Source organism: Chryseoglobus sp. 28M-23 (assembly GCF_014789785.1).
Taxonomy (GTDB): Bacteria; Actinomycetota; Actinomycetes; order Actinomycetales; family Microbacteriaceae; genus Microcella; species Microcella indica.
Map to the genome: position 1 here is coordinate 1967383 of NZ_CP061846.1, position 24808 is coordinate 1992190.

Annotated in this window: 23 protein-coding genes; 8 read left to right on the plus strand and 15 right to left on the minus strand. The window is 71.7% G+C overall.

Annotation, left to right across the window (positions count from 1 at the left end; genetic code table 11):
- Positions 1-4 precede the first annotated feature (4 nt).
- Positions 5-277: a hypothetical protein gene (locus tag IE160_RS09625; RefSeq protein WP_191150938.1), complete on the plus strand. Its 273-nt coding sequence runs from the start codon at positions 5-7 to the stop codon at positions 275-277.
- Between the two features lie 52 nt (positions 278-329).
- On the opposite strand, the gene IE160_RS09630 is transcribed toward IE160_RS09625, so the two are convergent.
- From IE160_RS09630 to IE160_RS09650, 5 genes are all read right to left on the minus strand, one after another.
- Positions 330-947: a hypothetical protein gene (locus IE160_RS09630; protein ID WP_191150939.1), complete on the minus strand. Its 618-nt coding sequence runs from the start codon at positions 945-947 to the stop codon at positions 330-332.
- Positions 948-1086: 139 nt separating this feature from the next.
- On the minus strand, positions 1087-2112 hold the full coding sequence (gene fgd, locus IE160_RS09635; protein WP_191150940.1) for a glucose-6-phosphate dehydrogenase (coenzyme-F420): 1026 nt from the start codon (positions 2110-2112) through the stop codon (positions 1087-1089).
- Between the two features lie 4 nt (positions 2113-2116).
- Complete coding sequence (coaD, locus tag IE160_RS09640; RefSeq protein WP_191150941.1) at positions 2117-2608, minus strand: pantetheine-phosphate adenylyltransferase; 492 nt, start codon at positions 2606-2608, stop codon at positions 2117-2119.
- Between the two features lie 24 nt (positions 2609-2632).
- Positions 2633-3367 carry an endonuclease/exonuclease/phosphatase family protein gene (locus IE160_RS09645; RefSeq protein ID WP_191150942.1) on the minus strand — a complete coding sequence of 245 codons (735 nt, stop codon included), beginning with the start codon at positions 3365-3367 and terminating at the stop codon, positions 2633-2635.
- Positions 3368-3432: 65 nt separating this feature from the next.
- Positions 3433-5631: an ATP-dependent DNA helicase RecG gene (locus IE160_RS09650; RefSeq protein ID WP_502708751.1), complete on the minus strand. Its 2199-nt coding sequence runs from the start codon at positions 5629-5631 to the stop codon at positions 3433-3435.
- Positions 5632-5832: 201 nt separating this feature from the next.
- Here IE160_RS09650 and IE160_RS09655 point away from each other — a divergent pair, with 201 nt between their 5' ends.
- The gene (locus tag IE160_RS09655; RefSeq protein ID WP_191150944.1) at positions 5833-6408 is read left to right on the plus strand and encodes an RsmD family RNA methyltransferase; all 576 of its coding nucleotides are present in this window, start codon (positions 5833-5835) and stop codon (positions 6406-6408) included.
- Positions 6409-6513: 105 nt separating this feature from the next.
- Here the strand turns inward: IE160_RS09655 and IE160_RS09660 are convergent, their stop codons facing one another.
- The 3 genes from IE160_RS09660 to IE160_RS09670 are packed head-to-tail and all read right to left on the minus strand — an operon-like array spanning position 6514 to position 10120.
- Positions 6514-8010 (minus strand): sensor histidine kinase, encoded by a 1497-nt coding sequence (locus tag IE160_RS09660; protein WP_191150945.1) that lies wholly within the window; start codon positions 8008-8010, stop codon positions 6514-6516.
- A gap of 9 nt (positions 8011-8019) precedes the next feature.
- Positions 8020-9474, minus strand: coding sequence for a CpaE/TadZ family protein (locus IE160_RS09665; RefSeq protein ID WP_224744441.1), 1455 nt, complete (start codon positions 9472-9474; stop codon positions 8020-8022).
- A 1-nt stretch (position 9475) separates the two neighbouring features.
- The gene (locus IE160_RS09670; RefSeq protein ID WP_191150946.1) at positions 9476-10120 is read right to left on the minus strand and encodes a hypothetical protein; all 645 of its coding nucleotides are present in this window, start codon (positions 10118-10120) and stop codon (positions 9476-9478) included.
- Between the two features lie 129 nt (positions 10121-10249).
- Here IE160_RS09670 and IE160_RS09675 point away from each other — a divergent pair, with 129 nt between their 5' ends.
- Positions 10250-10549, plus strand: coding sequence for a helix-turn-helix domain-containing protein (locus IE160_RS09675; RefSeq protein ID WP_191150947.1), 300 nt, complete (start codon positions 10250-10252; stop codon positions 10547-10549).
- Here the strand turns inward: IE160_RS09675 and IE160_RS09680 are convergent.
- On the minus strand, positions 10525-11109 hold the full coding sequence (locus IE160_RS09680) for a hypothetical protein (protein ID WP_191150948.1): 585 nt from the start codon (positions 11107-11109) through the stop codon (positions 10525-10527). The genes IE160_RS09675 and IE160_RS09680 overlap by 25 nt on opposite strands.
- 186 nt (positions 11110-11295) lie before the next feature.
- Here IE160_RS09680 and IE160_RS09685 point away from each other — a divergent pair, with 186 nt between their 5' ends.
- Positions 11296-11742, plus strand: a complete 447-nt coding sequence (locus IE160_RS09685; RefSeq protein ID WP_224744442.1) for an Rv3235 family protein — start codon at positions 11296-11298, stop codon at positions 11740-11742.
- A 49-nt stretch (positions 11743-11791) separates the two neighbouring features.
- Here the strand turns inward: IE160_RS09685 and secA are convergent, their stop codons facing one another.
- The 6 genes from secA to mtrA all read right to left on the minus strand — a co-directional run bounded on the left by secA (position 11792) and on the right by mtrA (position 20542).
- On the minus strand, positions 11792-14692 hold the full coding sequence (gene secA, locus IE160_RS09690; RefSeq protein WP_191150949.1) for a preprotein translocase subunit SecA: 2901 nt from the start codon (positions 14690-14692) through the stop codon (positions 11792-11794).
- A gap of 149 nt (positions 14693-14841) precedes the next feature.
- Entirely contained in the window at positions 14842-15534 is a 693-nt protein-coding gene (hpf, locus tag IE160_RS09695; RefSeq protein WP_191150950.1) for a ribosome hibernation-promoting factor, HPF/YfiA family, read from the minus strand.
- Between the two features lie 64 nt (positions 15535-15598).
- On the minus strand, positions 15599-16429 hold the full coding sequence (locus tag IE160_RS09700; protein WP_191150951.1) for a ComF family protein: 831 nt from the start codon (positions 16427-16429) through the stop codon (positions 15599-15601).
- 62 nt (positions 16430-16491) lie between these two features.
- The gene (locus IE160_RS09705; RefSeq protein ID WP_191150952.1) at positions 16492-18201 is read right to left on the minus strand and encodes an LpqB family beta-propeller domain-containing protein; all 1710 of its coding nucleotides are present in this window, start codon (positions 18199-18201) and stop codon (positions 16492-16494) included.
- On the minus strand, positions 18198-19793 hold the full coding sequence (gene mtrB / locus IE160_RS09710; protein WP_224744443.1) for an MtrAB system histidine kinase MtrB: 1596 nt from the start codon (positions 19791-19793) through the stop codon (positions 18198-18200). The genes IE160_RS09705 and mtrB overlap by 4 nt, the downstream gene beginning before the upstream one ends.
- 62 nt (positions 19794-19855) lie before the next feature.
- On the minus strand, positions 19856-20542 hold the full coding sequence (gene mtrA, locus IE160_RS09715) for an MtrAB system response regulator MtrA (protein ID WP_191150953.1): 687 nt from the start codon (positions 20540-20542) through the stop codon (positions 19856-19858).
- 120 nt (positions 20543-20662) lie between these two features.
- Between mtrA and IE160_RS09720 the strand changes: the two genes are divergently transcribed.
- From IE160_RS09720 to IE160_RS09735, 4 genes are read left to right on the plus strand one after another with little or no spacing between them, the layout of a single operon-like run.
- Entirely contained in the window at positions 20663-21844 is a 1182-nt protein-coding gene (locus IE160_RS09720) for a hypothetical protein (RefSeq protein WP_191150954.1), read from the plus strand.
- Positions 21841-22572 (plus strand): DUF4129 domain-containing protein, encoded by a 732-nt coding sequence (locus IE160_RS09725; RefSeq protein WP_191150955.1) that lies wholly within the window; start codon positions 21841-21843, stop codon positions 22570-22572. The genes IE160_RS09720 and IE160_RS09725 overlap by 4 nt, the downstream gene beginning before the upstream one ends.
- The gene (locus tag IE160_RS09730) at positions 22569-23843 is read left to right on the plus strand and encodes a DUF4350 domain-containing protein (protein WP_191150956.1); all 1275 of its coding nucleotides are present in this window, start codon (positions 22569-22571) and stop codon (positions 23841-23843) included. Before IE160_RS09725 ends, IE160_RS09730 begins: the two co-directional genes overlap by 4 nt.
- Positions 23840-24793 carry an AAA family ATPase gene (locus tag IE160_RS09735; RefSeq protein ID WP_191150957.1) on the plus strand — a complete coding sequence of 318 codons (954 nt, stop codon included), beginning with the start codon at positions 23840-23842 and terminating at the stop codon, positions 24791-24793. Before IE160_RS09730 ends, IE160_RS09735 begins: the two co-directional genes overlap by 4 nt.
- Positions 24794-24808: the final 15 nt, after the last annotated feature.

Genomic DNA, 24808 nt, shown 5'->3' on the forward strand with positions numbered 1-24808 from the left:
CCTCATGAACACGCTCTCCTCGGCCCGGCAGCGCCCGCTGACCGGCCACCCTCCGAATACGCTCGCGCCTCAGGCCCGCCCCCCGCGGCCCGAACGCGTGAGCCCTCTCGACCGGCTCGCTCTGCACGTGGGCCTCGCCCTCGTGCGGTGGAGCCGCCGCTCCACGGTCGCGGTGCGGCACGAGCGCCGGGCCACGCGCGTCGAGCAGCTGCTCGCGGCCGAGCGCCGTGAGCGCGCGCAGGTGCGAACCCTGCTCCTGCTCGTCCCGCCGCGATGAGCACGCTCGCGCAGCGCCGTCGAGCGCCGCGGGTCACGACCGTCGAACGAGGTCAGCGACCCCAGGCGCTCGGCGGCGCCAGCACGACGGGCACCTCGTTGTAGGCCCAGTGCGCGCCGTTGTTGTACATGCCCGACGCCCATCCAGAGAACCAGATGGCGCGCTCGACCTCCTCGGTCGGCGCCGACGCCTGGAGCGTCGCGACGATCTCGCGGTAGCGCGGCAGGGAGTGCAAGGCCTCGGCGGCGTTCTCCGCCGCGTCGACGAGGTGCACGTAGCTGCCCGTGCCACCCCCGCCACCGGACCCCCAGCCGTTGTTGAGCGGGTTGTTGCGCGTCCACCACGCATCCACGTAGTTCTCCTGGCGCATCCAGCGGGTCACGACCGTGACGTTGCTGTCGGTGAGGGGAAACTCGCCCATGAGCAGCACGAGCTTCGCCCAGTCGTGGTTGGTGCCCCCGGCGATGAAGGTCTCGTAGCCGGGGGTCGCACCGAAGTCGTCACGGACGAGCTCGGGAGCCTCCACCGCCGCCGGGACGACGAACGACTGCGCGTTCGCGGTGACGAACTGCTCGAGCTCCTCCTCTGCCGTGGGCGGAGTCGCGCCCGCCGCGAGCAGGCCTACGCAGACGACCATGAGCCCCGCGAACACCCCGCGCGTGCTCGTCATGCGGGGCGATCGACGGGTCACCGAGAGTGCGCGCCTCCGTACGCGCGCAGAAGAGTGTCGGCCCCCAGTCACAACGGGAGAGTGTAGCCGCGTCGGCCGGGAGCTCACGTCCGCGGCTGGGAGCCCGCCGAGCGTCGACTCAGCCGAGGGCGCGCAGGCGAGGCGCGAGGTCGCGCTCGAAGAGCTCCAAGAAGCGCCGCTGATCGTGACCGGGCGCGTGGAACACGAGGTGGTTCATCCCGTAGTCGACGTACTTCGCCACCTCGGCGACGACCTCATCCGGGTCGCTGCCGACGATCCAGCGCTTCGCGATCTGCTCGATCGGCAGCGCGTCGGCGGCCTTCTCCATCTCGACCGGGTCGGTGATGTCGTGCTTCTGCTCCTTGCTGAGCGACAGCGGCGACCAGAAGCGCGTGTTCTCGAGCGCGACGTCTGGGTCGGTGTCGTAGGAGATCTTGATCTCGATCATCCGGTCGAGATCCTCGAAGCGACGACCGGCCTTCTCGGCGCCCTCACCGACCGCGGGGATGAGCTCGTCCGTGTACAGCTCGGCGCCCTTGCCGGACGTGCAGATGAACCCGTCGCCGACGCGCCCCGCGAAGCGCGCGACCGTCGGACCACCCGCGGCGACGTACACCGGCACGGGGGTCTCCGGGCGGTCGTAGATGCTCGCATCCTGCGTGGAGTAGAACTCGCCGCGGTAGCTCACGCGCTCCTCGGTCCACAGTTGGCGCATGAGCTCGATCGACTCGCGCAGGCGCCCGAGGCGCTCCTTGAACGCCGGCCACTCCTGCTCGCCGGCGCCGCGGAACCCGGTGGCGATCTCGTTGAGAGCCTCGCCCGTGCCGACGCCGAGGAAGACACGACCCGGGTAGAGCATCCCCATCGTGGCGAATGCCTGCGCGATGACCGCCGGGTTGTATCGGAATGTCGGCGTCATGACGGAGGTGCCGATGCGGATCGACGAGGTGCGCTCGCCCACCGCGGCCATCCACGCGAGGGAGAACGGGGCGTGCCCGCCCTCGTGCCGCCACGGCTGGAAGTGGTCGCTCACGGCGACGCTCTCCATGCCGTGCGCCTCCGCGGCGACGGCGATCTCGACCAGCTCGCGCGGATCGAACTGCTCAGCCGAAGCCTTGTACCCGAGAGTGAGGGGATGCGCCATGCCGCTACTCTGCCTCGTCTGCCTGCAGGAACTCTGCGACGGCCCGCGGCACGTACGGCGCAACGTCCCCGCCGAGTGCGGCCACCTGGCGCACGAGCGAGCTCGACACGTGCGCGTGCGCCGGGTCGGGCAGCATGAACACCGTCTCGACGTCGGCGAGGTCGCGGTTCACGATCGCCATGGGCGTCTCGTACGCGACATCCACCTGGCTGCGCACGCCCTTCACGAGAACGCTCGCGCCCACATCGGTGCAGTAGTCGACGAGCAGGCCCACGCTCCAGCCGGTGACGAGGATGCTCTGCGGCAGCGCCCGGTCAGCGATGGCGTGCTCGATGAGGGTCACACGCTGCGCGATCGGCAGCATCGCCGTCTTGCCGGGGTTGTGCACCACGACGACGTGCACCTCGTCGAAGATCGCTGCGGCCCGCTCGATGACGTCGAGGTGGCCCAGCGTGACGGGGTCGAACGACCCAGGAACAACGGCGATCCTGCTCATGACCCCACCCTATCGGCGCGCGTGTTACGACGACGTGACGGAGTCGTCGGCGCTGCCCGCGGTCGCGCCCTCCGCCGTCGGCGCTGGCGCGTCGGCGTAGTCGGCCTTGACGAAGATCGGCAGGTGGTCGCTGGCCCCCTGCTCGAGAGTCGTGACGCTGCGGATGGTCAGCCCGATCGACGTCGCGAAGTCGAAGTGGCCGCGGAAGAACTTGTAGCGCGTGTACGTGCGCGCATCGCTCAAGGTCACCTCGTGCCCGGTCTGCTGCAGGCGCCGGTTCAGGAAGTCTTGGAAGACCGGGTAGTTGAAGTCCCCCACCATGAGGGTCGGCAGCGTCTCCCCGAACGTGTCGAGGGCGTCGTGCGCAGCCTTGATCTGCGTGCGCCGCAGCGAGTTGAGGGCCGTGAGCGGCGCCGCGTGGAACGACCCGAGCACGAGTTCGCGCTGCTTCGTGCGGTCGTGCAGGTGGCTGCCGAGCAGCCGCTCGAGCGCGGGCTTCGCGATGATGTCGTGCAGCGACTTCTTGAGCGCGAACGCTTTCGTCTCGAGCGCCTCGAAGCGCTCGTGGTCGTAGTAGATCGCCAGCCCCAGCCGGTTGAGCTTGGTCGCGTCGGCGAGGTGCATGGGCCCGAGGTCGGCCGGCAGACGCTCGGTGTCGATCTCCTGCAGGCACAGCAGGTTGGGCCGGTGGTCGGCGATGAGCGCGGCAAGTTCGCCGACCGCCGCGTGCTTGCGCAGGTTGTAGCTGATCACTCTCATCGGCTTAACCCTACGACGGGCTCGGGCGCGCTCAGCAGCCTCGCGGCAGTCCCTCAGTTCTCTGCTCAGTTCTTCGCGAGGAACTCGCGGGCGTCGTCATCGAGGCGGCGCGCGAGGGCATCCTGGAGAGCCGGATGCTCCGCCAGAGCCGCATCCGCCTCGAGCACCTCGGCCGCCGCGATGCGAGCGTCGCCGATGAGGTCGCCGTCGGCGGCGACCCTCAGCAGCTTGAGGCTCGAGCGCCCGCCGCTCTGGGTCGCCCCGAGCACGTCGCCCTCGCGCCGCAGCTCGAGGTCGACCTGCGCGAGCTCGAAGCCGTCGAGCGTCGCCGCGACCGCCTCGACTCGCTCGCGCGCGAGCGTCTCGGGCAGCGCGGCGGTCACGAACAGGCACAGGCCGGGCACCCCGCCGCGCCCCACGCGGCCGCGCAGCTGGTGCAGCTGGCTCACGCCGAAGCGGTCGGCCTCGACGACGACCATCGTGGAGGCGTTCGGCACGTCCACGCCGACCTCGATGACGGTCGTGGCGACGAGCACGTCGATCTCACCGCGTGCGAAGGCCTGCATCGTGGCGTCCTTCTCCTCGGTCGACATGCGGCCGTGCAGCGGCTCGATGCGACGACCCTCGAGCGCGGGATGCGCCCTCAGGAGCGGCGTCAGCTCGGCGACCGTCGCGGGCAGGGGTGGCAGAGCATCCGGTGCCGCCTCGCTGCCGTCGCCCTCGGGAGCGAGCGCATCAGGGTCGTCCTCCACCGTCGTCGGGTCGATCGCAGGCACGACGACGAAGCCCTGGCGGCCCTGCTCGAGCTCTTCGGCGAGGCGCTGCCACGCGCGGTGCCACAGCTCGGGCCGCTCGGCGAGCGGCACCACGTGGCTCACGATGGGCACGCGCCCCGCGGGCAGGGTCGCGATCGTGGAGATATCGAGGTCGCCGAAGACGGTCATCGCCACCGTGCGGGGAATCGGCGTCGCCGTGAGCACGAGCACGTGCGGCGGCACGGCGCCCTTGCGGCGCAGGCTCTCGCGCTGCTCGACGCCGAAGCGGTGCTGCTCGTCGACCACCACCAGGCCGAGGTCGACGAACTGCACCTTCTCGCCGAGGAGCGCGTGGGTGCCGATCACGATGCGGGATGCCCCGCTCGCGATGCTCAGCAGGGCGCGCTTGCGCTCGGCCGCGCTCAACTGGCCGGTGAGCAGCACGGGACGCATCCGGGCCGCGCGATCGGGGCCGAGAGTGTCGACGATGCTGCGGTAGTGCTGGTGGGCGAGCACCTCGGTCGGAGCGAGCAGGGCCGACTGGCCGCCGCTCTGCGCGACCGTGAGCATCGCGCGCACCGCCACGAGGGTCTTGCCGGAGCCCACCTCGCCCTGCACGAGACGGTTCATCGGCACCTCGGCGGCGAGGTCGTGCGCGATCTCGTCGCCGACGAGCCGTTGATCGTCGGTGAGCGTCCACGGCAGCGCGGCGTCGAAGCCCGCGAGCTCATCGCCTGCGACGCGCGGTGCGGCCGGCTGCTCGCGGAGGGCCGCCCGCTGCTGCAGGAGTGCTGCCTGCAGCAGGAACGCCTCGTGGAAGCGGAGAGTGTCGCGGGCGCGGCGCCAGTGGCTGTCTTCCTCCGGCCGGTGGATCCACTGAAGGGCCTGCGTGAGGTCGAGAAGGCCGCGCTCGGTCTTGACCGGCCCGGGCACCGGGTCGTCGAGCTGCGGCAGGGTGTCGAGCACGATCGCGAGGGTCTTCGCGATCTGCCAGCTGGCCACCGTCGACGTCGCCGGATAGATCGGGATCGGCTGCATCGCCCACTTCTGGGCGTCCTTGCCGCCCGTACCGGGGTCGCGCTCGTCACCAGCCTCGAACAGCTCGTAGTCGGGATGGGCGAGCTGCCGAGCGCCCCGGTACTCGCCGACCTTGCCCGCGAAGATGCCGCGCCTGCCGGGCGTGAGCTCCGCTTTGCGCCACGTCTGGTTGAAGAACGTGAGGGTCAGGATGCCCTTGCCGTCGCCGATAGCGACCTCGAGGATCGAGCCCTTGCGCTGCTTCATGGAGCGCTCGCTCACGCTGAGCACTTCTGCGACGATCGTGACCGACTCGCCGACCGTGAGCTCGCTCAGCGCCGTGAGCTCGCCGCGCCGGGCGTAGCGACGCGGGTAGTGGGCGAGCAGATCGGCCACGGTGCGCATCCCGAACGCCTTCGTCAGCGCCTTCGCCGTGCGGTCGCCCAGTACGCCGTCGAGCCGCGCATCCAGGGGGTTGGTCACGGCCCCCACGCTACCGTCGCGCGCCGCCGCACCCCGTGCCCCCGTTGTGCGCCCCACGCACGCCCGCGTTGTGCGCCCCACCCACGCCCGCGTTGTACGCCAGATCTGACGCGAACGGGCGCGTAGGTTGCGGGGTTGCGCCGTTGTACGCCAGATCTGACGCGAATGGGCGTGTGTGCGGCGAGGCACAGCGAGGGTAGCGTGGCTGGTGTGACGCGCATCATCGCCGGCTTCGCGGGCTCCCTCACCCTGCACGTGCCGAAGTCGGGCACGCGCCCCACGAGCGACCGCGTGCGCGAGGCGATCTTCTCGTCGCTCGAGGCGCGCGACCTCGTAGCGGGAGCCCGCGTGCTCGACCTCTACGCGGGCAGCGGCGCCCTCGGGCTCGAGGCGGCGAGCCGCGGGGCCGCCGAGGTCACTCTCGTGGAGCGGGCGGGCTCGGCCGCTCGCGTGTGCAGCGCCAACGCTCGACTCGTGCAGGGTCGCGCGCCGGGCGGCTCGGCCCCGAGCATCCACGTCGTCGCAAAGGCGGTCGCGACGTTCCTCGCGTCGGCGGCCGGCCCGTGGCATCTCGTCTTCCTCGACCCGCCGTACGAGCTCGGCGACGCCGAGCTCGCCCGGGCGCTCGACCTGCTCGCCCCGCTCCTGAGCGAGGATGCCGTGGTCGTCCTCGAGCGCAGCGCGCGTTCCGCGCTGCCCGGCCTCCCACCGCGGCTCGAGCTCGACCGGCGTACGAGCTACGGCGACACCGCGCTGCACTGGCTCTCCGTCGTGCGCGCCCACTAGCGCCCTTTCGGCTCAGATCTGACGCGAGAGGGCGCACCGCCTCAACTCAAGCGCCCATTCGCGCCAGATCTGGCACATATGGCGGGTCGGGCGCGGGACGGGGGCTCAGGCGCGGCGCTTGAGGTAGAGCAGCGGCACCTCGATGGTCACCTCGGTGCCTTCGCCCTGCAGGGTGTGCCAGTCGATGACGCCACCGAGCTCGCCTTGGATGAGGGTGCGCACGATCTGCGTGCCGAGCCCCGAGCCGACCTTGCCCTCGCCGAGTCCGACGCCGTTGTCGCGCACTTTGACTGAGAGGGTGTCGTCGCTGCGGCCTGCGACGATCTCGACCTCGCCGTCGGGCCGCCCGGCGAGGCCGTGCTCGACGGCGTTGGTGACGAGCTCGGTGAGCGCGAGCGCGAGCGGCGTCGCGTACTCGCTCGGCAGGGTGCCGAAACTGCCCGTGGATGTCGGGCGCACGGTCGTGGAGTGGCTGGAGGCGACTTCCGCGATGAGCATGAGCACGCGCGCGAAGACCTCGTCGAAGTCGACGTTCTGGCTGAGCCCCTCCGAGAGGGTGTCGTGCACGACGGCGATCGCGGCGACGCGGCGCATGGCCTGCGTGAGCGACTCGCGCGCGACGTCGCTGTGGGTGCGGCGGGCCTGGATGCGCAGGAGCGAGGCGACGGTCTGCAGGTTGTTCTTGACGCGGTGGTGGATCTCGCGGATCGTCGCGTCCTTCGTGATGAGCTCGCGCTCCTGGTGCCGCACTTCGGTGACGTCGCGCACGAGCACGATTGCGCCGATGCGCTGCCCCTGCTGCCGCAGCGGGATGGCACGCAGCGATACGGTCACGCCGCGCGATTCGATGTCGGTGCGCCACGGGGCGCGCCCGGTGACGACGAGGGGCAGGGATTCGTCGACCTGCAGCTTGCCGCTCAGCAGCCGGGTGGTGACGTGCGCGAGCGACTCGCCTTCGAGCTCGCCGACGAAGCCCATGCGGTTGAAGGCGCTCAGACCGTTGGGGCTCGCGAAGGTGACGGTGCCGTCGACGTCGAGTCGCACGAGCCCGTCGGAGGCGCGGGGTGCACCGCGGCGGGGCCCGCTGGGGGCGGTCATGTCGGGGAAGTCGCCGTCGGCGATCATCGCGAAGATGTCGTTGGCGCACTCGTTGAAGGTGAGCTCCTGGCGGCTGGGCATGCGCGCTTCGCTCAGGTTGGTGTGGCGCGTCATGACGGCGATGGGATGCTCGCTCACCCCTTTTCCGCCCGTATCGCGACTCAGCACGGGTATGGCGCGCAGCCGCGTGGGGGTCTCCTCGTACCAGTCTGGCGTGCTCGAGTCGACGATGCTGCGCGTGCTGTAGGCCTCGCTGACCTGGTCGCGCCACTCGGCCCTGATCTCCTGCCCCACGAAGTCGCGGTAGAACAGGGTCGCCGAGCTCGACGGCCGCTGGTGGGCGACGGCGACGAAGCCGCCGTCCGCGGTCGGCACCCACAGCACGATGTCGGCGAAGGCGAGGTCGGCGATGAGCTGGCCGTCGGCGATGAGCAGGTGCAGCCACTCGATATCGGCCTCGCTCGAGGAGGCATGCTCGTGCACGAGATCGGAGAGGGTCGACACCCCCTCAGGCTAGCCGCTGCGACCCGGCAGGAGCGCCGCGAGCCCCCCGGCGAATCGGGAGCGCACCGGGGCGGGCCGCTCGGTGACCTCGAGCGCGTCGGCCAGCCGCGCGATGCCGGCGCGCAGCGCCGATCGGGGTGCGGCGTCGACGACACTGCGGGCGGTGAGCAGGGCCGCGTCGGCCGCCTGCGGGTCGTCGTCGATGAGCACGGCGTCGCTCACACCGCCGAAGCGGTCGAGCGTCTGGCGCACCTGCCCCGCGGGGTCGAGCCCGAGCACGCTCGACCGAACACGGTTGACGACGACGCGCACGCGCGTCGTGAGCACGACGTCGAGCAGGTCGGGGTAGGTGCGCAGCAGGCGCGCGAGCCCGAGCGGGTCCGCGGCGCCCACAGCCACGACGTCGTCGGCCGCGCGCAGGGCGGCGATCGTCGCGGCGTTGCGTCGAGGGGCGAGCAGGTCACTGCTGAGCTCTTCATCCGTCTCGAGGTTGAAGCCGGTGTCGACGACGGTGATGGGCCGCCATGCGCGACACTGCTCCAGGACGCTCGTGACGCGCTCGGCGGAGAGCTCCGGCCACCGGTGCGGGCGCCCGATGCCGGTGAGCACTCGCAACTCGGCGTGCGTGCCGCGCAGCGTCGACCCGAGGGGGGCTCGCTGCGCGACCCGGTCGAGCTCGTCCGCCGTCAGGCTGCCGGACCCGGCGAGCCGGCAGGCCGCGGCGAAGCCGGGCGACTCGTCGAGCAGCCCGAGGGAGGGCGCGATCGCGCCGCCGTAGGTGTCGGCGTCGACGAGGCAGACCGGCAGTCCGCGCCCGGCGAGCTCGGCCGCGAGTCCGATCGCGACCGTCGTGCGCCCCGGAGCCCCGGCGGGGCCCCACACCGCGATGATGCGGGGCGCGAGCGATGAGGGTTCGGCGTGGAGGGCCGCGGGCGCCTCACCGCGCGGCGCGCTCCGCGTGGATCGAGCACGCTGCGGGCGCGACGTCACCGCCCGTGATGACAGTGATCGCGCTCGGTGCAGGCGAGCGTCGTCGCGCAGGTCACCGCTGCGGGGCAGGTCTGCGCCCGCTGGCGGGTCGCCGATCGGCTCGGTGTCATCGAGCGCGGCGGCCGAACCCGCGTCGCCGAGCGGCCCCGCCTCCAGGGCGGCGACGTCGATCGGGGCACCGGGTCGGGCGACCAGCTGCTCGTGCACCCCCAGTCGGCGGGCTGCCGCGCTCAGCGGTGACCCGGCGGTGACCAGCATGCTGCGCACGCCCAGGAGGTCGGACGCCCCGACGACGGTGGAGGTGGCGACGTCGGGGTGATCCGCGAGCAGGAGGACGTCGGGAGTGGCCTCCGCGAGGTGGCCGACGACCTCGTCGGCATCGAGCGCCCGCCACACCACTCGGTGCCCGGCGCGCAGGAGCGCGAGCTCGAGGGCGTCGACGTCGAGGCCGGGGACGGCGAGTGCGACGCGCACGTCAGGGCCCCACCGCGAGCGAGACGGGGATCACGGAGAGCGCGTCGCCGTTCGCGACGGCGTGCAGGATGCGGGCGACCTCGCGCCGCGGCACGAGCAGTTCGACTCGCGCGGCCTCGGCTCCGGAGACGATCCCTTCCTGCGCGACGGAGCGCACGAGTTGAGCGCCGGAGGCGAGCACGGTCGGCGCTCCGTATCGGCCCGCCTCGAGGGCGGGCGCCGACCACAGGTCGAGCAGGTCGCCGGCGCGCACGGTGCCGCCGAGGTCGGTCGCGAGAGAGACGACGATCGTGGTCGAGGATGCTCCGCGCACGTCGCCGACAGCGGAGAGCGGCACGAGCTCGCCCGAACCGATGCTCCGGCTCACGATGACGCCGCCCTCGGGCAGCTGCCCGCCCCGCAGGTAGGTCGTGCTGTCGGGGCCGAGCGAGACGCGCCTCAGCTCGAGGTCGCTCGCATCGACGTGCTCGCCCACGGTGAGGAGTCGCGGCGCTGCGTACACCTCGACACCGTCGTCGACGGCGGCGACGACGCCGACCACGCCCAGCACGGAGCCGGCGACGAGGAGGAGGCCGATGAGCAGCCGCGGATCCCGATAGCGCCGGGGGCGTGGGGCGGTGTCGTCTCTCGCCGCGCGTGCTGCCATGCGGGGGTCTCCTCATCCAGGGTGGCGTTCGTCGGTGGTCGGCTTCGATACTGACGAGAGCGCACGACACCGGCTCGCAGTTATCCACACACCCTCCCGCTCGCGCGGGTCGGCGACGATAATCGACTCATGCCCGATGACCCACTGAACCCGATCGGTCGGTTCGTGACGCTCGCCGACGTGGCCGAGATTCTCAGTCTCTCCGCCGCCGAGGTGCTGGCGCTCGTGCGCTCGGGCGAGCTGCCCGCGATCCGCCTCGGGTCGATCGGCCAGTGGCGGGTCGAGTCGAGCGTGCTCGAATCGTTCATCGCCGACAAGTACGACGAGGCGAAGCGCCTCGCACTCTGGAACGAGGCGGAGTTCGCAGATGTCGCCGAGCTCTTCCCCGACCAGGGGCGCAGCGGTCAGAGGCGCACCAGCAGCACCTGATCGAACGGTACGAGCCTCACCTGCTGCACCGCGGAGGCTCGACGCGGCGTGCCGCGATCGTGAACGGCGAGGTCGAGGTGGTCGCGGCCAACCCGATCGAGGGTGCCGTGCAGGTCACCGACCGTCGTGCACACGGTGAGCGGCATGCGGCGCCGACACAGATCGCGCAGGAGGAAACTGAGACCGAGCCGCGCAGACAGATCGTCGCGCGCGGGCGCGGGCTCGAGGGTTCGCTCCGCTTGCTCGACGTCGAGCACGAGAGATTCCACCGCCCGCAGGGGCACGACGACCTGGGCCACGCCGAGGTCGACGAGGTCTCCTGCGAGCCAGTCGCGGCCGAGCGACCGCAGGCGCACCCGGGAGAGCGCTCCGTCGTGGGTGCGCAGGGTGAGGATGCGCCGCTCGGGCTCGCGCTCGCGCAGGACGACGGCGAGCCGACTGCGCAGCTCGAGTCGACCCAGTCGCAGGCGCTCCTCCTCCTGCTGCAGGTCGAGCTCCTCCGCGTGCAGCTCGTGCTCGAGCTGCCCCGCGAGGTCGTCGAAGAGATGGTCCCATCGCATGCCGTGACCGTAGCGATCGGCCCCGACGCTCGGTCGCGGGTTTTCCACAGTTGCCCCTCGGGTCTGGACAACTGAGAATAAATTCTGGTTGGGTAGGGCTACCCCGACCAGGGGTGCATAGACCGGTCTGCTCACGAGCGCTCCCTCGCGTGCCGACCCGACCCCTCACCGGGAGAGGAGCCGACGGTGTCCACCGCCCTTCCGCTGCACACGCACGCCCCCCGAGGTCGCTCGGCGGCCGCCCGCATCGCGCAGGAGGAGTTCTTCGACTACCAGCCGACGGCGTCGAGCGAGCTGCCCGACCCCCGGCCCCTGCTCGAGAACCTCACGCGCTGCGTCATCGAGATTCTCGCCGGCGCTCGAGAGCTCGAGCAGATCGCCCGCTGGGTGACCGACGACGTCTATCGCACCCTCTTGAGTCGCTCCGTGATCAGCGCTCGCGCTCGCGCTGCGCGACGGGCGCCCACACGCCGACCGAGCTTCAGCCTCGGCGGCGTGCGCATCTGCGAGCCGCGGGACGGTGTCGTGGAAGCCGTGGTCGTGGTCGTCAACCGCGCACGCTGTCGCGCCGTGGCCATCCGTCTCGAGGGGCTCGACCGCCGCTGGCGGGCGAGCGCCATCCACGTGCTCTAGCGCGACAGGGCCATCCCGCGCTCTCGCGCGACAGCTCCAGCCCACTGCTCTAGCGCTTCTTGCCCTTCTTCTCCTGCGCGCGGCGCTGAGCCCGGTTGACCGGCGCAGCACCTCCCGCAGCGGGCTTGCGCTGCTGACCGAAGGCGCCCGTGGCGCCGACCTGCTGGCCCTGGCCGCTCTGCTGGCCCTGCGCACCCTGACCCTGCGCTGCCGGGCGGCGCGCCTGGCCGCCCGCCGAGCCGGCCCGCGCGGGCGCCGCGGCGCCCGCCTGCGCGCCCGCGAAAGTGGGGCTCACCTGCTGGCCGCGCGCGACCTCTGCTGGCGCGTTCTGAATCTGCCCGCGCTGGTTGCGCACTTCCACTTCACCGTCGGCCGAGGGCGCCGTGTAGCTGAGGTTCTGCGGCGTCTGCGGGGCGTTGAGGCCCTTCGCCGTGACCTGCGCCGTGCCCGAGCTGCCCGTCACCTCGACCTCGAGGTTGAAGAGGAACCCGATGGCGTCCTCACGGATCTGGCTCATCATGCTCTGGAAGAGCGCGAAGCCTTCGCGCTGGTACTCCACGAGCGGGTCGCGCTGCGCCATCGCCCGCAGCCCGATGCCGTCCTTGAGGTAGTCCATCTCGTAGAGGTGGTCGCGCCAGCGGCGGTCGATGACGCTGAGCACGACGCGGCGCTCGAGCTCGCGCGTCGCCGAGTGGCCGAGCGACTCTTCGCGGCGCTCGTAGGCGAGCCGGGCATCCGACACGATCTCCCGGATCAGGAAGGCGCTCGTGAGCTTCGCGCCCGCCTCGCTGATGACCTCGTCGATCGTGATGCTGATCGGGTAGAGCGTCTTGAGCTCCGTCCACAGCTGGTCGAAATCCCAGTCGTCGGAGTGGCCGACAGAGGTGTGGGTCTCGACGATCTCGGTGATCGTTTGCTCGAGGAACACCTGCACGCGATCCTGCAGGTCGTCGCCCTCGAGGATGTGGCGGCGGTCGGTGTAGATCGCCTCGCGTTGACGGTTGAGCACGTCGTCGTACTTGAGCACGTTCTTGCGAATCTCGGCGTTGCGCGACTCGACCTGCGACTGCGCCGAGCGGATCGCCCGGCTCACGACCTTCGACTCGATCGCCAGATCGTCTGGCACGTTCGAGCGGCCCATGAGCGCCTCGGCGGCACCCGCGTTGAACAGGCGCATGAGGTCGTCCTGCAGCGACAGGTAGAAGCGGCTCTCGCCGGGGTCGCCCTGACGGCCCGAGCGACCGCGCAGCTGGTTGTCGATGCGGCGCGACTCGTGGCGCTCCGTGCCGAGCACGTAGAGCCCGCCGACGGCGACGACCCTGTCGGCCTCCTCCTGCACCTGCTCCTGCACGCGCTCGAACACCGCGTCCCACTCCGCCTCGTACTCCTCGGGGGTGTCGACCGGCGAGAGGCCGCGGTTGTTCATCTCGCTCACCGCGAGGAACTCGGCGTTGCCGCCGAGCATGATGTCGGTGCCGCGGCCGGCCATGTTCGTCGCGACCGTGACCGCGCCCACGCGGCCCGCCTGCGCGATGATCGCCGCCTCGCGCGAGTGGTTCTTCGCGTTGAGCACCTCGTGCTTGACGCCGCGCTTGGCGAGCAGGCGCGACAGCAGCTCGCTCTTCTCCACGCTCGTCGTGCCCACGAGCACGGGCTGACCCTTCTCGTGGCGATCCTGAATGTCGGCCGCGACCTGCTCGAACTTCGACTGCTCGTTCTTGTAGACCAGGTCGGGCTGGTCGATGCGCTTCATGGGCTTGTTCGTCGGGATGGCGACGACGCCGAGCTTGTAAGTGCTCATGAACTCGGCGGCCTCCGTCTCGGCCGTACCCGTCATGCCCGAGAGCTTCGAGTAGAGGCGGAAGTAGTTCTGCAGGGTCACCGTCGCGAGCGTCTGGTTCTCCGCCTTGATCGTGACCCCCTCCTTCGCCTCGATCGCCTGGTGGATGCCCTCGTTGTAGCGGCGACCGGCGAGGATGCGGCCCGTGTGCTCGTCGACGATGAGCACCTCGCCGTTCATGACCACGTAGTCCTTGTCGCGCTTGAACAGCGCCTGCGCCTTGATGGCGTTGTTGAGGAACGAGATGAGGGGCGTGTTCGCCGACTCGTACAGGTTGTCGATGCCGAGGTAGTCCTCGACCTTCTCGATGCCCGGCTCGAGCACGCCGACCGTGCGCTTCTTCTCGTCCACCTCGAAGTCGGTGCCCGCGATGAGGCGCTGCGAGATGCGCGCGAACTCCGCGTACCAGCGGTTCGCCTCCCCGCTCGCGGGCCCCGAGATGATGAGCGGCGTGCGCGCCTCGTCGATGAGGATCGAGTCGACCTCGTCGACGATCGCGAAGTAGTGGCCGCGCTGCACCATGTCGGCCACCTGGCCGGCCATGTTGTCGCGCAGGTAGTCGAAGCCGAACTCGTTGTTCGTGCCGTACGTAATGTCGCACGCGTACTGCTCGCGGCGCACCGGCGGGGTCTGGCCCGAGAGGATGCAGCCGGTCGTCATGCCGAGGGCGCGGAAGATGCGGCCCATGAGCTCGCTCTGGTAGCTCGCGAGGTAGTCGTTGACGGTGATGACGTGCACGCCGCGCGACGCGATCGCATTGAGGTACGCCGCGAGCGTCGCCACGAGGGTCTTGCCCTCTCCCGTCTTCATTTCGGCGATGTTGCCGAGGTGCAGCGCCGCGCCGCCCATGAGCTGCACGTCGAAGTGCCGCAGGCCCAGCGTGCGCTTCGACGCCTCGCGCACCGCCGCGAAGGCCTCGGGCAGCAGGTCGTCGAGCGACTCGCCGTTGCTGTAGCGCTCGCGCAGCTCGGCGGTCTCGTTCATGAGCTCGTCGTCGGTGAGGTCGCTGAAGTCGTCCTCGAGCTGGTTGATCGCGTCGGCGTACGACTTCAGTCGGCGCAGGAGACGGCCTTCGCCGACCCTCAGAACACGCTCGAGAACATTCGCCACTTGGTCACTCCCCGTCGTCGGGCCGCGCATGCGCCTGGGTGGGGGCACCGCGAACACGCCGCAGGCCCGCGCGAGCGCGGCGCGCCCATGCTAGCAAGCGTTGGTCGCCGCCCGGTGCGAGTGCGCGCACCGCACCGGGCGCATCCCGCTCAGCCTCGCCGGCGCGCCCTCGCGGGCGTCTCTGCGGCAGGCTCCGTCTCCAGGCCGATGACGCCGTAGTTCCAGCCCGTGCGGCGGTACACGACGCTCGGCCGGTCGGTCTCGGCGTCGATGAAGAGGAAGAAGTCGTGCCCGACGAGCTCCATGTGGTCCACTGCCTCGTCGACCGTCATCATCGTCGACGGGAAGACCTTCGTGCGGATGACGACGGGGCTGTACTCCTCGTCCCCCTCGGCCGGCTCGTCGCTCACGGTCGAGATCGCGCCGGTCGCGACCTTCTCGATCGTCTCCGGGTCGGCCGGCGTGATGTCGACGACGCTGAAGCCGTCGGCCGTCGCCTCGCGCAACGACACCGGGCGGTGCTTGCCGCGGTGCACCTTCTTCTTGTCCTTGGCCCGACGCAGACGCTCGAGCAGCTTGTCGATGACGATGTCGAACGCGACGTACTTGTCGCTGCCCGACGCCTCCGCACGCACCACGGGGCCCGGGCCGATGACCGTCATCTCCACGCGGTCATCACCGGAGTGACCGGTGCGACCGAGCTTCTCGTGATGCCGCGAGACCTTGATCTCGAGAATCTGCGCACGATCGGCGAGGTGCTCGACCTTCTCGGCCTTCTCGGTGGCGTAGTCGCGGAACCGGTCCGTGATTCCCATATTGCGTCCGGTAATGGTGATATCCACGTCGACCTCCCTCGAGTCGGTGCGCGCCGCCCGAGGTCAGGCGGTTGTCGCGCCTTCCATGACCTCACGTTAGTCCTCCCCTGACGTGCTTGTCATCGATTCGGCCGAGAGGGTCATCAGAGAATCGCCAGAGGATGCTCGACTCACCGACCCGACGCGGCGTCGCGGCGACCGCGGCGCACGCCACGACCTCCGCTCCCGCGGCTCGCAGGGCGCGCGCCGCGGCGCGCAGCGTGGAGCCGCTCGTGACGACGTCGTCGAGCAGGACGACCCGCGCACCCTGCACCCGCGGGCTCACCCGCCAGCGCGCCGCGTCGACCTCGTGCCGCTGCGCCAGCGTGAGCCGCTTCTGCGCCCGCGCTCGACCACGTGCGGGCCGCAGGGCGCGCGTCACCCGCAGCCCGGCGCGACGCGCGAGAAGCTCGGCCGGGTGATACCCGCGCCGGGCCGCCCCCGACGAACCACCCGGCACGGGCACGAGCAGCGGCGTCGAGCCGGGACCCGCACGCACGTAGGCACCCTCGACAGCGGCGAGCACCGCCGGGCGCAGCACGCGTGCGAGCTCGGTGCGATCGCGCTCCTTGAGGGCGAGGACCACCCGCCGAGCCACGCCCTCGTAGGGGAGCGGCGCGACGAGCGGCACGGCGGCCGCAGCGCTGGCAGCGGAGCCGGGGCCGACCCCGGGAGCGGCCGCCGCATCGGGCACCGCCGCATCCGGCACCGCCGCATCGAGCACCGCGAGCCGCAGGCGCGGTCTCAGCTCGGCAGCGCACGCCCGGCACAGCGCGACGTCGGGGGCCGAGCATCCCGCACACTCGACCGGGGCGATGAGCGCCCACGCCGCGCCGACCAGAGAGCCCGCCGCCGCCATGACCGCCCTCGAGTCCGCCACCATGCGACGATCGTGCCCACCGCGCCCCGGAGCCACCGGGACCCCGCGAGAACGGTGGAGAGACGCTACTGCTGCGTCGCGAGGAAGGAGGCGCGCACGCCCGTGCTCTGCCAGCCGCTGCCGCGCGGCTCGAAGATCGACCCGCTCTCCCCGAGCACGCGGATGCCCTCCACACCGCTGTTGCCGCCCACGATCTGCGCGGCCCCCGGGGGCAGGCCGAGCGAGCGCGTGCGACCACCGATCTCATGCAGCTCCACGAGCGTGCCGTCCTCCGTCGTCGCCACGCTCGCCACGCGCACCTCGTCGACCCAGGTCGCATCGACGGCGCTCTCCCCCGAGATCGGCAGCTCCCGCAGCTCGCCCAGCCGCACGGGAACCCCCGTCGCCTCATCGCGCACGACCGAGGCGACGACGAGCCGCGGCCCGGTCGCGCCGTCGAGCAGCAGCAGCACGCGCGTGTCGTCCCGCGAGACCTGCATGGCCACGATGCGCTGATCGTCGGGCAGCGCCGCCTCGACCTCGCGCGGCGTGCCGTCGAGCTCGAAGGCGATGATGCCTCCGTCGCCATCCGCCGGCACCGACCACACGAACTGATAGCCGTCGACGCTCGGCGCGATGAGCCCCGGGCGCGCATCCAGCAGGAGGTCGGGGGCGCTGCTCGTGCGCGCGAGCCACACACCCTCCGGCCCGAGCAGCGCCGCGATCGTGCGCGAGGGGCCCAGGACGAGGCGCGTGGCCCCCCGAGCGTCGACCGAGGCGGCGAGCGCGCCCAGCGCCTCGATCTCACCCGCCCCCGTCACAAAGCCGAAGCCGTCCTCCGTGAGCGCCAGCGTTCGGGCGTCCACCTGCGGCACGATCTCGGGGGCGCCCGCCGTGAAGTCGGGTATCGCGAGCACGTTCTGGTCGACGGTCACCTGCACGCCGGCGACGCCGCTCACCGCGCGGAGGCTCGCCGCGAGCTGCAGCCGCAGCAGCTGGCGGGCCTCGTCGCTCAGGCTGAGCACCTCACTCGTGAGGTCGACACGCGCGACCCCGTCGGCGACCTCGACCGGCGTCGCCGCGAGCCGCGTGCCCTCGGGCACCGCCGACACGGTCGCGTCCTGCAGCCAGCCGGTCGGAGGCTCGAGCAGCGCCCGCACGATCCGGGTCGGCACCTCGGCCCGCGCGGGGAACCAGCGCAGGTCTGGCACGAGATTGCGGAAGGCCAGATCGTAGTAGTACAGGGTGTGCTGGCTGAACGCGTTGGGGAAAGCCTGTTGCGAGATGAGGATGCCGTCACCGAGCGCGGCGATGCGCCACTCCCCCTCCACCTGCACGAAGTCGAACGGCGGCAGCGTCTGCGCGGTCGCCGACTCGCTCGAGGTGTAGCGCCCGACCGAGTCGACCGACGCGGTCACGGGCACCGTGTAGGTGAGGGTCGTGTCGTCGACGCGATCGACCAGCCCCTCCCGGGCCCGCACGAGGGTGCCGGCGTAGGGGTTCCAGGTCTCCGCGGTGTCCTCCGCGAGGTAGGAGCGCGCGATGCGGTAGTTGTCTTGCGAGGCCGTCGTCGCCGTGAGGAACCCGGAGAGGATCTCCTCCTGCGTCGCACCGTCGCTGGGGCCCGACGGCAGGAAGTCGAAGTTGGTGTCGACGCCCGTGTCGATCGGCCCACCCGCCTCGACACCGCTCTGGAACGGCACGGAGACGCAGCCAGCGAGAAGGAGGGCCGGCAGGGCGAGCAGGGCGAGGCAGCGGCCGCGGATGCTCCGCCACGGTGTGCGCGTCGGGCTCATCGCTCCCCCTCTCGCGCCGCGCGGTCGCCCTGCGCGTCGTCCGGCCGCAGGGCCTCGTCGAGCGGCTCGGCCGGCGGCAGGTCGATCGGCGAGCGCCCGATGGCCTCGCCGCGGCGCCGGGGCAGGGTGAGCCGAAAGCACGTGCCCTCGCCCAGCTGCGACCACACGTCGAGCTGCCCCCCGTGCACGTGGGCATCCTCCGTCGCGATCGCGAGCCCGAGGCCCGTGCCGCCCGTCGTGCGCTGCCGCGAGGGGTCGGCGCGCCAGAAGCGGTCGAAGACGCGCTCGAGCTGCGCCTCGTCCATGCCCAGGCCGTAGTCGCGCACGGCGATCGCGATCGCGTCGGCGTCCGAGTCCACATGCACGACGATGGGCCGCCCCTCGCCGTGGTCCACGGCATTGCCGAGCAGGTTCTGCAGCACGCGGCGCACGCGCCGGGCATCCACATCGGCTTCGAAGTAGCCGCCGGGGGCGACGAGCCGCAGCTCGCTGCTGCGTTCGTCGGCGAGCGGGCGGATGCCCTCGAGCGACTCCTCGACGAGGCGCACGAGATTGGTCGGCTCGACGTCGAGCTCCACCGCGCCCGCGTCGTAGCGGCTCATCTCGAGCAGGTCGGCGAGCATGATCTCGAAGCGCTCCACCTGCGTGTGCAGCAGCTCGGCCGTGCGCGCCGTCGTCGGCGAGAACTGGTCGCGCTGGTCGTAGAGCACGTCGCCCGCGAGGCGGATCGTGGTGAGCGGCGTGCGCAGCTCGTGGCTCACGTCGCTCACGAAGCGCTGCTGCACGCGCGAGAGGTCGGCGAGCTGCGTGATCTGCCGCTGCAGGCTGTCGGCCATGCGGTTGAAGGAGCGCGCGAGGGTCGCGATGACGTCCTCCCCCCGCTCGGGGATGCGCTGATCGAGCTGCCCGTCGGCGAGACGCTCGGCGGTCTCGGCCGCGAGCCTGACCGGGCCGATCGCGAGCCGCACCACGAAGTAGGTCACGAGCCCGATCGTGCCGATGAGCAGCAGCGAGCCGATCACGAGGGTCTGCTGCACGAAGTCGAGGGTCTCCTGCACGTCGCGCACGTTGTAGACGAGGTAGAGCTCGTACTGGCCCGCGGTGGGCACCTCGAGCGCGCTACCGACCACGATGCCCGGGTCCACACGCTCGTCCTCCGGGATCGACACGGCCTGCGAGTACAGCATTCCGTTGTCGTCGGCCACCTGATCGCGCAGCTCCTGCGAGATGACACTCAGGTCAAGACCCGTGCTGCGGCGCGGGGTCATCGTCTGCGGCGTCACCTGGCCGGGCGTGCGGAGTATCGCAAGCTGACTGCCTCCCGGGCTCGCCGTGACGTTGCTGATCGCGAGCTGCGCCGCCTGGTTGGCCGCCTCCACGTCGATCGTGCCCGTCTGCGTGACCGAGCTGTCGAAGAGCTGCTGCGCGCTCGCGGTCGCCTGCCGCGCCTCCGCGAGCACCTGCTGCTTGCGCGCGTCGTACAGGTTCGTCGCGATGCTGATCGACATGTACCCGCTGATGAGCGTGACCCCGACGGTCGTGAAGAACACGGTGATCGCGACGGTGCGCAGCTGCAGCGACGTGCGCCACACGTGCCGGAGTCTGCCGACCATGCTGCGCCAGCCGTACGGCACCGGCGCGGGCATCACTCGGGTCACGGCGAGGTCGACGCCCCGGCTCGGTAGCCCACGCCGCGCACGGTCATGACGATCGCCGGATTGTCGGGGTCGAGCTCGACCTTCGCGCGCAGCCGCTGCACGTGCACGTTCACGAGGCGCGTATCGGCCTTGTAGTGGTAGCCCCACACCTGCTCGAGCAGCATCTCGCGCGTGAACACCTGGTTCGGCTTGAGGGCGAGAGCGAGCAGCAAGTCGAACTCGAGAGGCGTGAGCGAGATCTGCTGGCCGCCGCGCGTGACCTCGTGCCCCGTGACGTTGATGAGCAGGTCGCCGATGCGCAGCGTCTCCACCGAGCTGTCCGGCGTCGGCCGCAGGCGCGTGCGGATGCGGGCCACGAGCTCCTTCGGGTTGAACGGCTTGACGACGTAGTCGTCAGCACCGCTCTCGAGCCCGTCGACGACGTCGGAGGCGTCGCTCTTCGCCGTCAGCATGATGATGGGCGTGCCGCTCGTCTCGCGGATGCGCGCGCACACGGCGATGCCGTCGAGACCCGGCAACATGAGGTCGAGCAGCACCAGATCGGGCTTGAGCTCGGCGAAGGCGTCGAGAGCCGCCTCCCCGTCATAGGAGAAGTGCGTCTCGAAGCCCTCAGCCCCCAGAACGATGCCGATCATCTCGGCCAGGGCCGTGTCATCGTCGACGACGAGGATGCGCGCGGTCATCAAGCCTCCGCTCTGTCGGCACCGTCACCGGCAAGATTCGACCTTTAGTCGCTCCAGCCTAGACGAGTGTGACAGCATACGTTCGATACGCAGACCGAGCGCGGCGAGAAGGACGACACGGTGACCAACGACTCCCCCTGGCAGTCCCCCGGCTGGCAGCCCTCGGGCGATAGCGAGGGCGGCACTCCCGGCACTGCACCCGGTGCCTCTCCCGGGGGCTACGCGCCCACTCCCGGCCAGCCCGCCGCCGGCTGGACGCCGCCGCCCAAGCCAGGGCTCATCCCCCTGCGGCCCCTCGACTTCGGCACCATCCTCGGTGGCACCTTCCAGGTTCTGCGTCGCAATCCGCGACCCACCTTCGGCGCCGCACTGCTCATCAACGCGCTCGTCGTCATCGTCACGTTCGGCCTCACCTTCGCGGTGAGCTTCTGGGCGGTCGACCGCGAGCTGCGCGCCTCCGCCGACGACCTCGACGCGATCAGCGCCGGCACGGTCGGGCTCATCATCCTCAGCGGCATCATCGCCGTCGCAGTCTCCCTCGTCGCCCAGGCCGTGCTGCAGGGCGTCATCGTGCTCGAAGTCTCGCGCGCGACGCTCGGCGAGAAGCTCACCCTGCGCGCGCTGCTCGCCCGCGGTCGCGGGCGCTGGTGGGCCCTCATCGGCTGGACGGCCCTGCTGTCGCTCGTCCTCATCGTCGCCCTCACCGTGCTCGTGCTGCTCATCGCGGGCATGGCCGTCGCCGCCGGCCCCGCCGGGCCCTTCCTCGCGGTGGGCCTGGGAATCCTCGGAGGGCTCGGCTTCGCCGTGGTCGCCGCGTGGCTGTGGATCAAGCTCGCGCTCGTGCCCACCGCGATCATGCTCGAGCGGCTCCCCCTCGGGGCAGCGATCCGCCGCGGCTGGACCCTCGTCATCGGGCACTTCTGGCGCACCTTCGGCATTCTGCTGCTCGTCACCGTCATGGTGCAGATCGCCTCCGGCGTCATCTCCTTCCCCTTCCAGCTCGCCGTTGGCTTCGGCGGCGTGCTCGTCAACCCCGCCGGCGACCCGACCGGGAGCATCGCGCTCATCATCGGCTCCAACGTGCTGCTCATCGCCATCACCGTCGTCATCGGCGCGATCGGCGCCGTGCTGCTGTCGAGCGCCACCGCGCTGCTCTACATCGACATCCGCATGCGCAAGGAGGGCCTCGACCTCGACCTGCAGCGCGTCGTCGAGGAGCGTGCCGCGGGGCTCGACCCGCAGGACCCCTACGAGGCCGCGGCCCGCCCCGACGCCCCGTACGGCACCTCGGGCGGCGCGTGACACCGGTGCCCGGCTCGGCTCTCGGCAGCGCCGTGCACGCGCTCGCGCCGTGGGCGCGCGCGCCCCTCGAACCCGACGCTCCGGATGCTCGAGACCTGCTGCTCGACGAGCTCAGCGATCCCGTGTACGCCGAGACGCAGCCCACGTGGTTCGACCTGCTCTCGCAGGCCGTGCTCGACTGGTTCGGCTCGTGGCAGCTGCTCGGCGGTGACGGCCCGCCCGCGGTCGCCCTCGTCGTCATCGCCGTGCTGCTCGCGGCGGGCATCCTCATCGCAATCCTCCTCTACGGCCTGCCCCGCTGGCGCCGACGCAGCACCGTCACCGACGAGCTCTTCGGCGAGGCCGACCGGCGCAGCGCCCGCGAGCTTCGGCGCGACGCCGAGAAAGCCGCGAGCGCGGGAGACTGGGCCACCGCGATCGCCGAACGCTACCGCGCCACCGCGCGCGGCCTCGACGAGCGCACCATCGTGAGCGTGCTGCCCGGCACCACCGGGCACGGCTTCGCCCGCGCCGCCGCCGCCCGCTACCCCGAGCTGCGCACCCTGCTCGAGACCGCCGCCGACCGCTTCGACGACGTGCGCTACCTCGGGCAGGAAGGCGACGCCGCGGGCTACGCGCACGTGCGCGACCTCGACGAACGACTCGAGCGCAGCCCCGCACCGCACGGGCTCACCGGAGCCGGCAACGAGGGCGGCAGCACGGTCGACACCGCGGCGGTGCCCCGATGAGCCAGGTCGCGCCGGCCCCGGCACCACCGGCCGCCGAGTCGCTCGCCACCGTCGTCACCACGCCGACCGTGCGACGCGTCGTGCGACGCTCCCTCTACTGGGGCGTCGCCGTCGCCGGACTGCTCGGCTTCGGCGTGCTCATGGTGCTCCTCAACGGCTCCGGTCGTGAGCTCGCCCGCTGGGGCGCCGACGAAGCCGCGCCCGTCGGCTCCCGCGCCGTGCTGGAGGTGCTGCGCGCCGAAGGCATCGACGTCATCGCCGTCGGCACGCTCGAGGATGCCCGCGGCGCGCTCGCCGGCGACAGCCCCGCGACGCTCGCCGTCGGCGACCCGCGCCTGCTGCTCGACGCCGAGCGCTGGGGCGAGCTCGACGGGCTCGCCGCCCACCTCGTGCTGCTCGAACCCCCGCTCTACGGCCTCGACGCGCTCGGCCTCGACGCGATACCCGGCGACCCGCTGGAGGAGCGACTCGACGCGGACTGCGACCTGCCGCTCGCGGACCGCACCGGCGCCGTCGACGCCGACGGGGTCGCCTACACGAGCGACGACGGGCTGGAGTGCTTCACGGGTGACGCCGGCGCCGCCCTCGTGCGCTACGACACCGGCGCGGACGCCGTGAGCGTGCTCGGGGCGGGCGGCGCCGTGCAGAACGACCAGATCACGCAGGCCGGCAACGCCGCGCTCGCGCTCGGGCTGCTGGGCGAGCATCCGCGACTCGTCTGGTACCTGCCCACGCCCGCCGACCTCACCGCCCCCACCCTCGACGAGCTCACGCCCGGCTGGGTCAACCCGGTCGCGTGGCTGCTGCTGGCCACCGGGCTCGCTGCCGCGGTCTGGCGCGGCCGCCGCCTCGGGCCCGTCGTCGTCGAGCAGCTGCCCGTCACCGTCAAGACCACCGAGACGATGGAGGGCCGCGCCCGGCTCTACGCCCGCGACGGGGCGCGGCTGCGCGCCCTCGACGCCCTCCGCGTCGGCACCCTGCGCCGCCTCGCCGACGGGCTCGCCCTCGGGCGCGCTTCCGGCGTCGACGACATCGTGCGCGCCGTCGCGGCCATCACCGGCCGGTCGACGGATGCCCTGCGCCGCCTCCTCGTCGACCGCGAGCCCGCCACCGACCGCGAGCTCGTCGCCCTCAGCGACCGGCTGCTCGAGCTCGAGCGGGAAGTGCTGCGGCGCGTCGCCCTCGACGACACGGCAAACGCGGCCGGCGCGGCCGCCGCGCCCAGCGATCCGCCCCGACCACAGCCGCCGACCGGAAGAATGGACCCATGACCGCAGACCTTCGCAGCCAGTTCGCCCAGGTGCGCACCGAAGTCGGCAAGGCCGTCGTCGGGCAGGACGGCGCCGTGAGCGGCCTCATCGTCGCCCTCCTCACCGGAGGCCACGTGCTTCTCGAAGGCGTTCCCGGCGTCGCCAAGACCCTGCTCGTGCGGTCGCTCAGCGCCGCCCTCGACCTGCGCACGACGCGCGTGCAGTTCACGCCCGACCTCATGCCCGGCGACGTCACCGGGTCGGTCGTGTACGACGCGAAGGCCGGAGACTTCGAGTTCCGCCCCGGGCCGGTATTCACGAACATCCTGCTCGCCGACGAGATCAACCGCACGCCGCCCAAGACGCAGTCCGCCCTCCTCGAGGCTATGGAAGAGCGGCAGGTCACGGTCGACGGCGAGACGCACCAGCTGCCCCACCCCTTCCTCGTCGCCGCGACGCAGAACCCCGTCGAGTACGAGGGCACCTACACGCTGCCCGAAGCGCAGCTCGACCGCTTCCTGCTCAAGCTCGTGCTCGACCTGCCCGCCCGAGACGCCGAGGTCGAGGTCATGCAGCGGCACGCCGACGGCTTCAACCCGCGCGACCTCGCCGCCGCCGGGGTGACCAGCGTCGTCGACGGCGATGCGATCACGGCCGCGCGCGCCGCCGTCGCCGAGGTGCGCGCCTCGCCCGAGCTGCTGGGCTACATCGTCGACCTCGCCCGCGCCACCCGGCAGAGCCCCTCCGTCAAACTCGGTGTGAGCCCGCGCGGCACGACCGCGCTCCTCGCCGCCGCCAAGGCCTGGGCCTGGCTGCAGGAGGCCGAAGCGATCACGCCCGACCACGTGCAGTCGATGCTGCTGCCCGTCTGGCGGCACCGTATCGCCCTGCGCCCCGAAGCGGAGCTCGAAGGAGTCTCGGCCGACACGATCCTGCGCTCCATCGTGCAGCAGGTGCAGGTGCCCCTGTGATGCTCGCCGCCGTCA

Excerpts from the sequence above, each read along its gene's own strand:
- IE160_RS09625 (WP_191150938.1), top strand. The coding sequence starts at position 5 with ATGAACACGCTCTCCTCGGCCCGGCAGCGCCCGCTGACCGGCCACCCT.
- IE160_RS09630 (WP_191150939.1), bottom strand. The coding sequence starts at position 947 with ATGACGAGCACGCGCGGGGTGTTCGCGGGGCTCATGGTCGTCTGCGTA.
- fgd (WP_191150940.1), bottom strand. The coding sequence starts at position 2,112 with ATGGCGCATCCCCTCACTCTCGGGTACAAGGCTTCGGCTGAGCAGTTC.
- coaD (WP_191150941.1), bottom strand. The coding sequence starts at position 2,608 with ATGAGCAGGATCGCCGTTGTTCCTGGGTCGTTCGACCCCGTCACGCTG.
- IE160_RS09645 (WP_191150942.1), bottom strand. The coding sequence starts at position 3,367 with ATGAGAGTGATCAGCTACAACCTGCGCAAGCACGCGGCGGTCGGCGAA.
- IE160_RS09670 (WP_191150946.1), bottom strand. The coding sequence starts at position 10,120 with ATGGCAGCACGCGCGGCGAGAGACGACACCGCCCCACGCCCCCGGCGC.
- IE160_RS09675 (WP_191150947.1), top strand. The coding sequence starts at position 10,250 with ATGCCCGATGACCCACTGAACCCGATCGGTCGGTTCGTGACGCTCGCC.
- IE160_RS09680 (WP_191150948.1), bottom strand. The coding sequence starts at position 11,109 with ATGCGATGGGACCATCTCTTCGACGACCTCGCGGGGCAGCTCGAGCAC.
- IE160_RS09700 (WP_191150951.1), bottom strand. The coding sequence starts at position 16,429 with ATGGTGGCGGACTCGAGGGCGGTCATGGCGGCGGCGGGCTCTCTGGTC.
- IE160_RS09705 (WP_191150952.1), bottom strand. The coding sequence starts at position 18,201 with ATGAGCCCGACGCGCACACCGTGGCGGAGCATCCGCGGCCGCTGCCTC.
- mtrA (WP_191150953.1), bottom strand. The coding sequence starts at position 20,542 with ATGACCGCGCGCATCCTCGTCGTCGACGATGACACGGCCCTGGCCGAG.
- IE160_RS09730 (WP_191150956.1), top strand. The coding sequence starts at position 22,569 with ATGAGCCAGGTCGCGCCGGCCCCGGCACCACCGGCCGCCGAGTCGCTC.
- IE160_RS09735 (WP_191150957.1), top strand. The coding sequence starts at position 23,840 with ATGACCGCAGACCTTCGCAGCCAGTTCGCCCAGGTGCGCACCGAAGTC.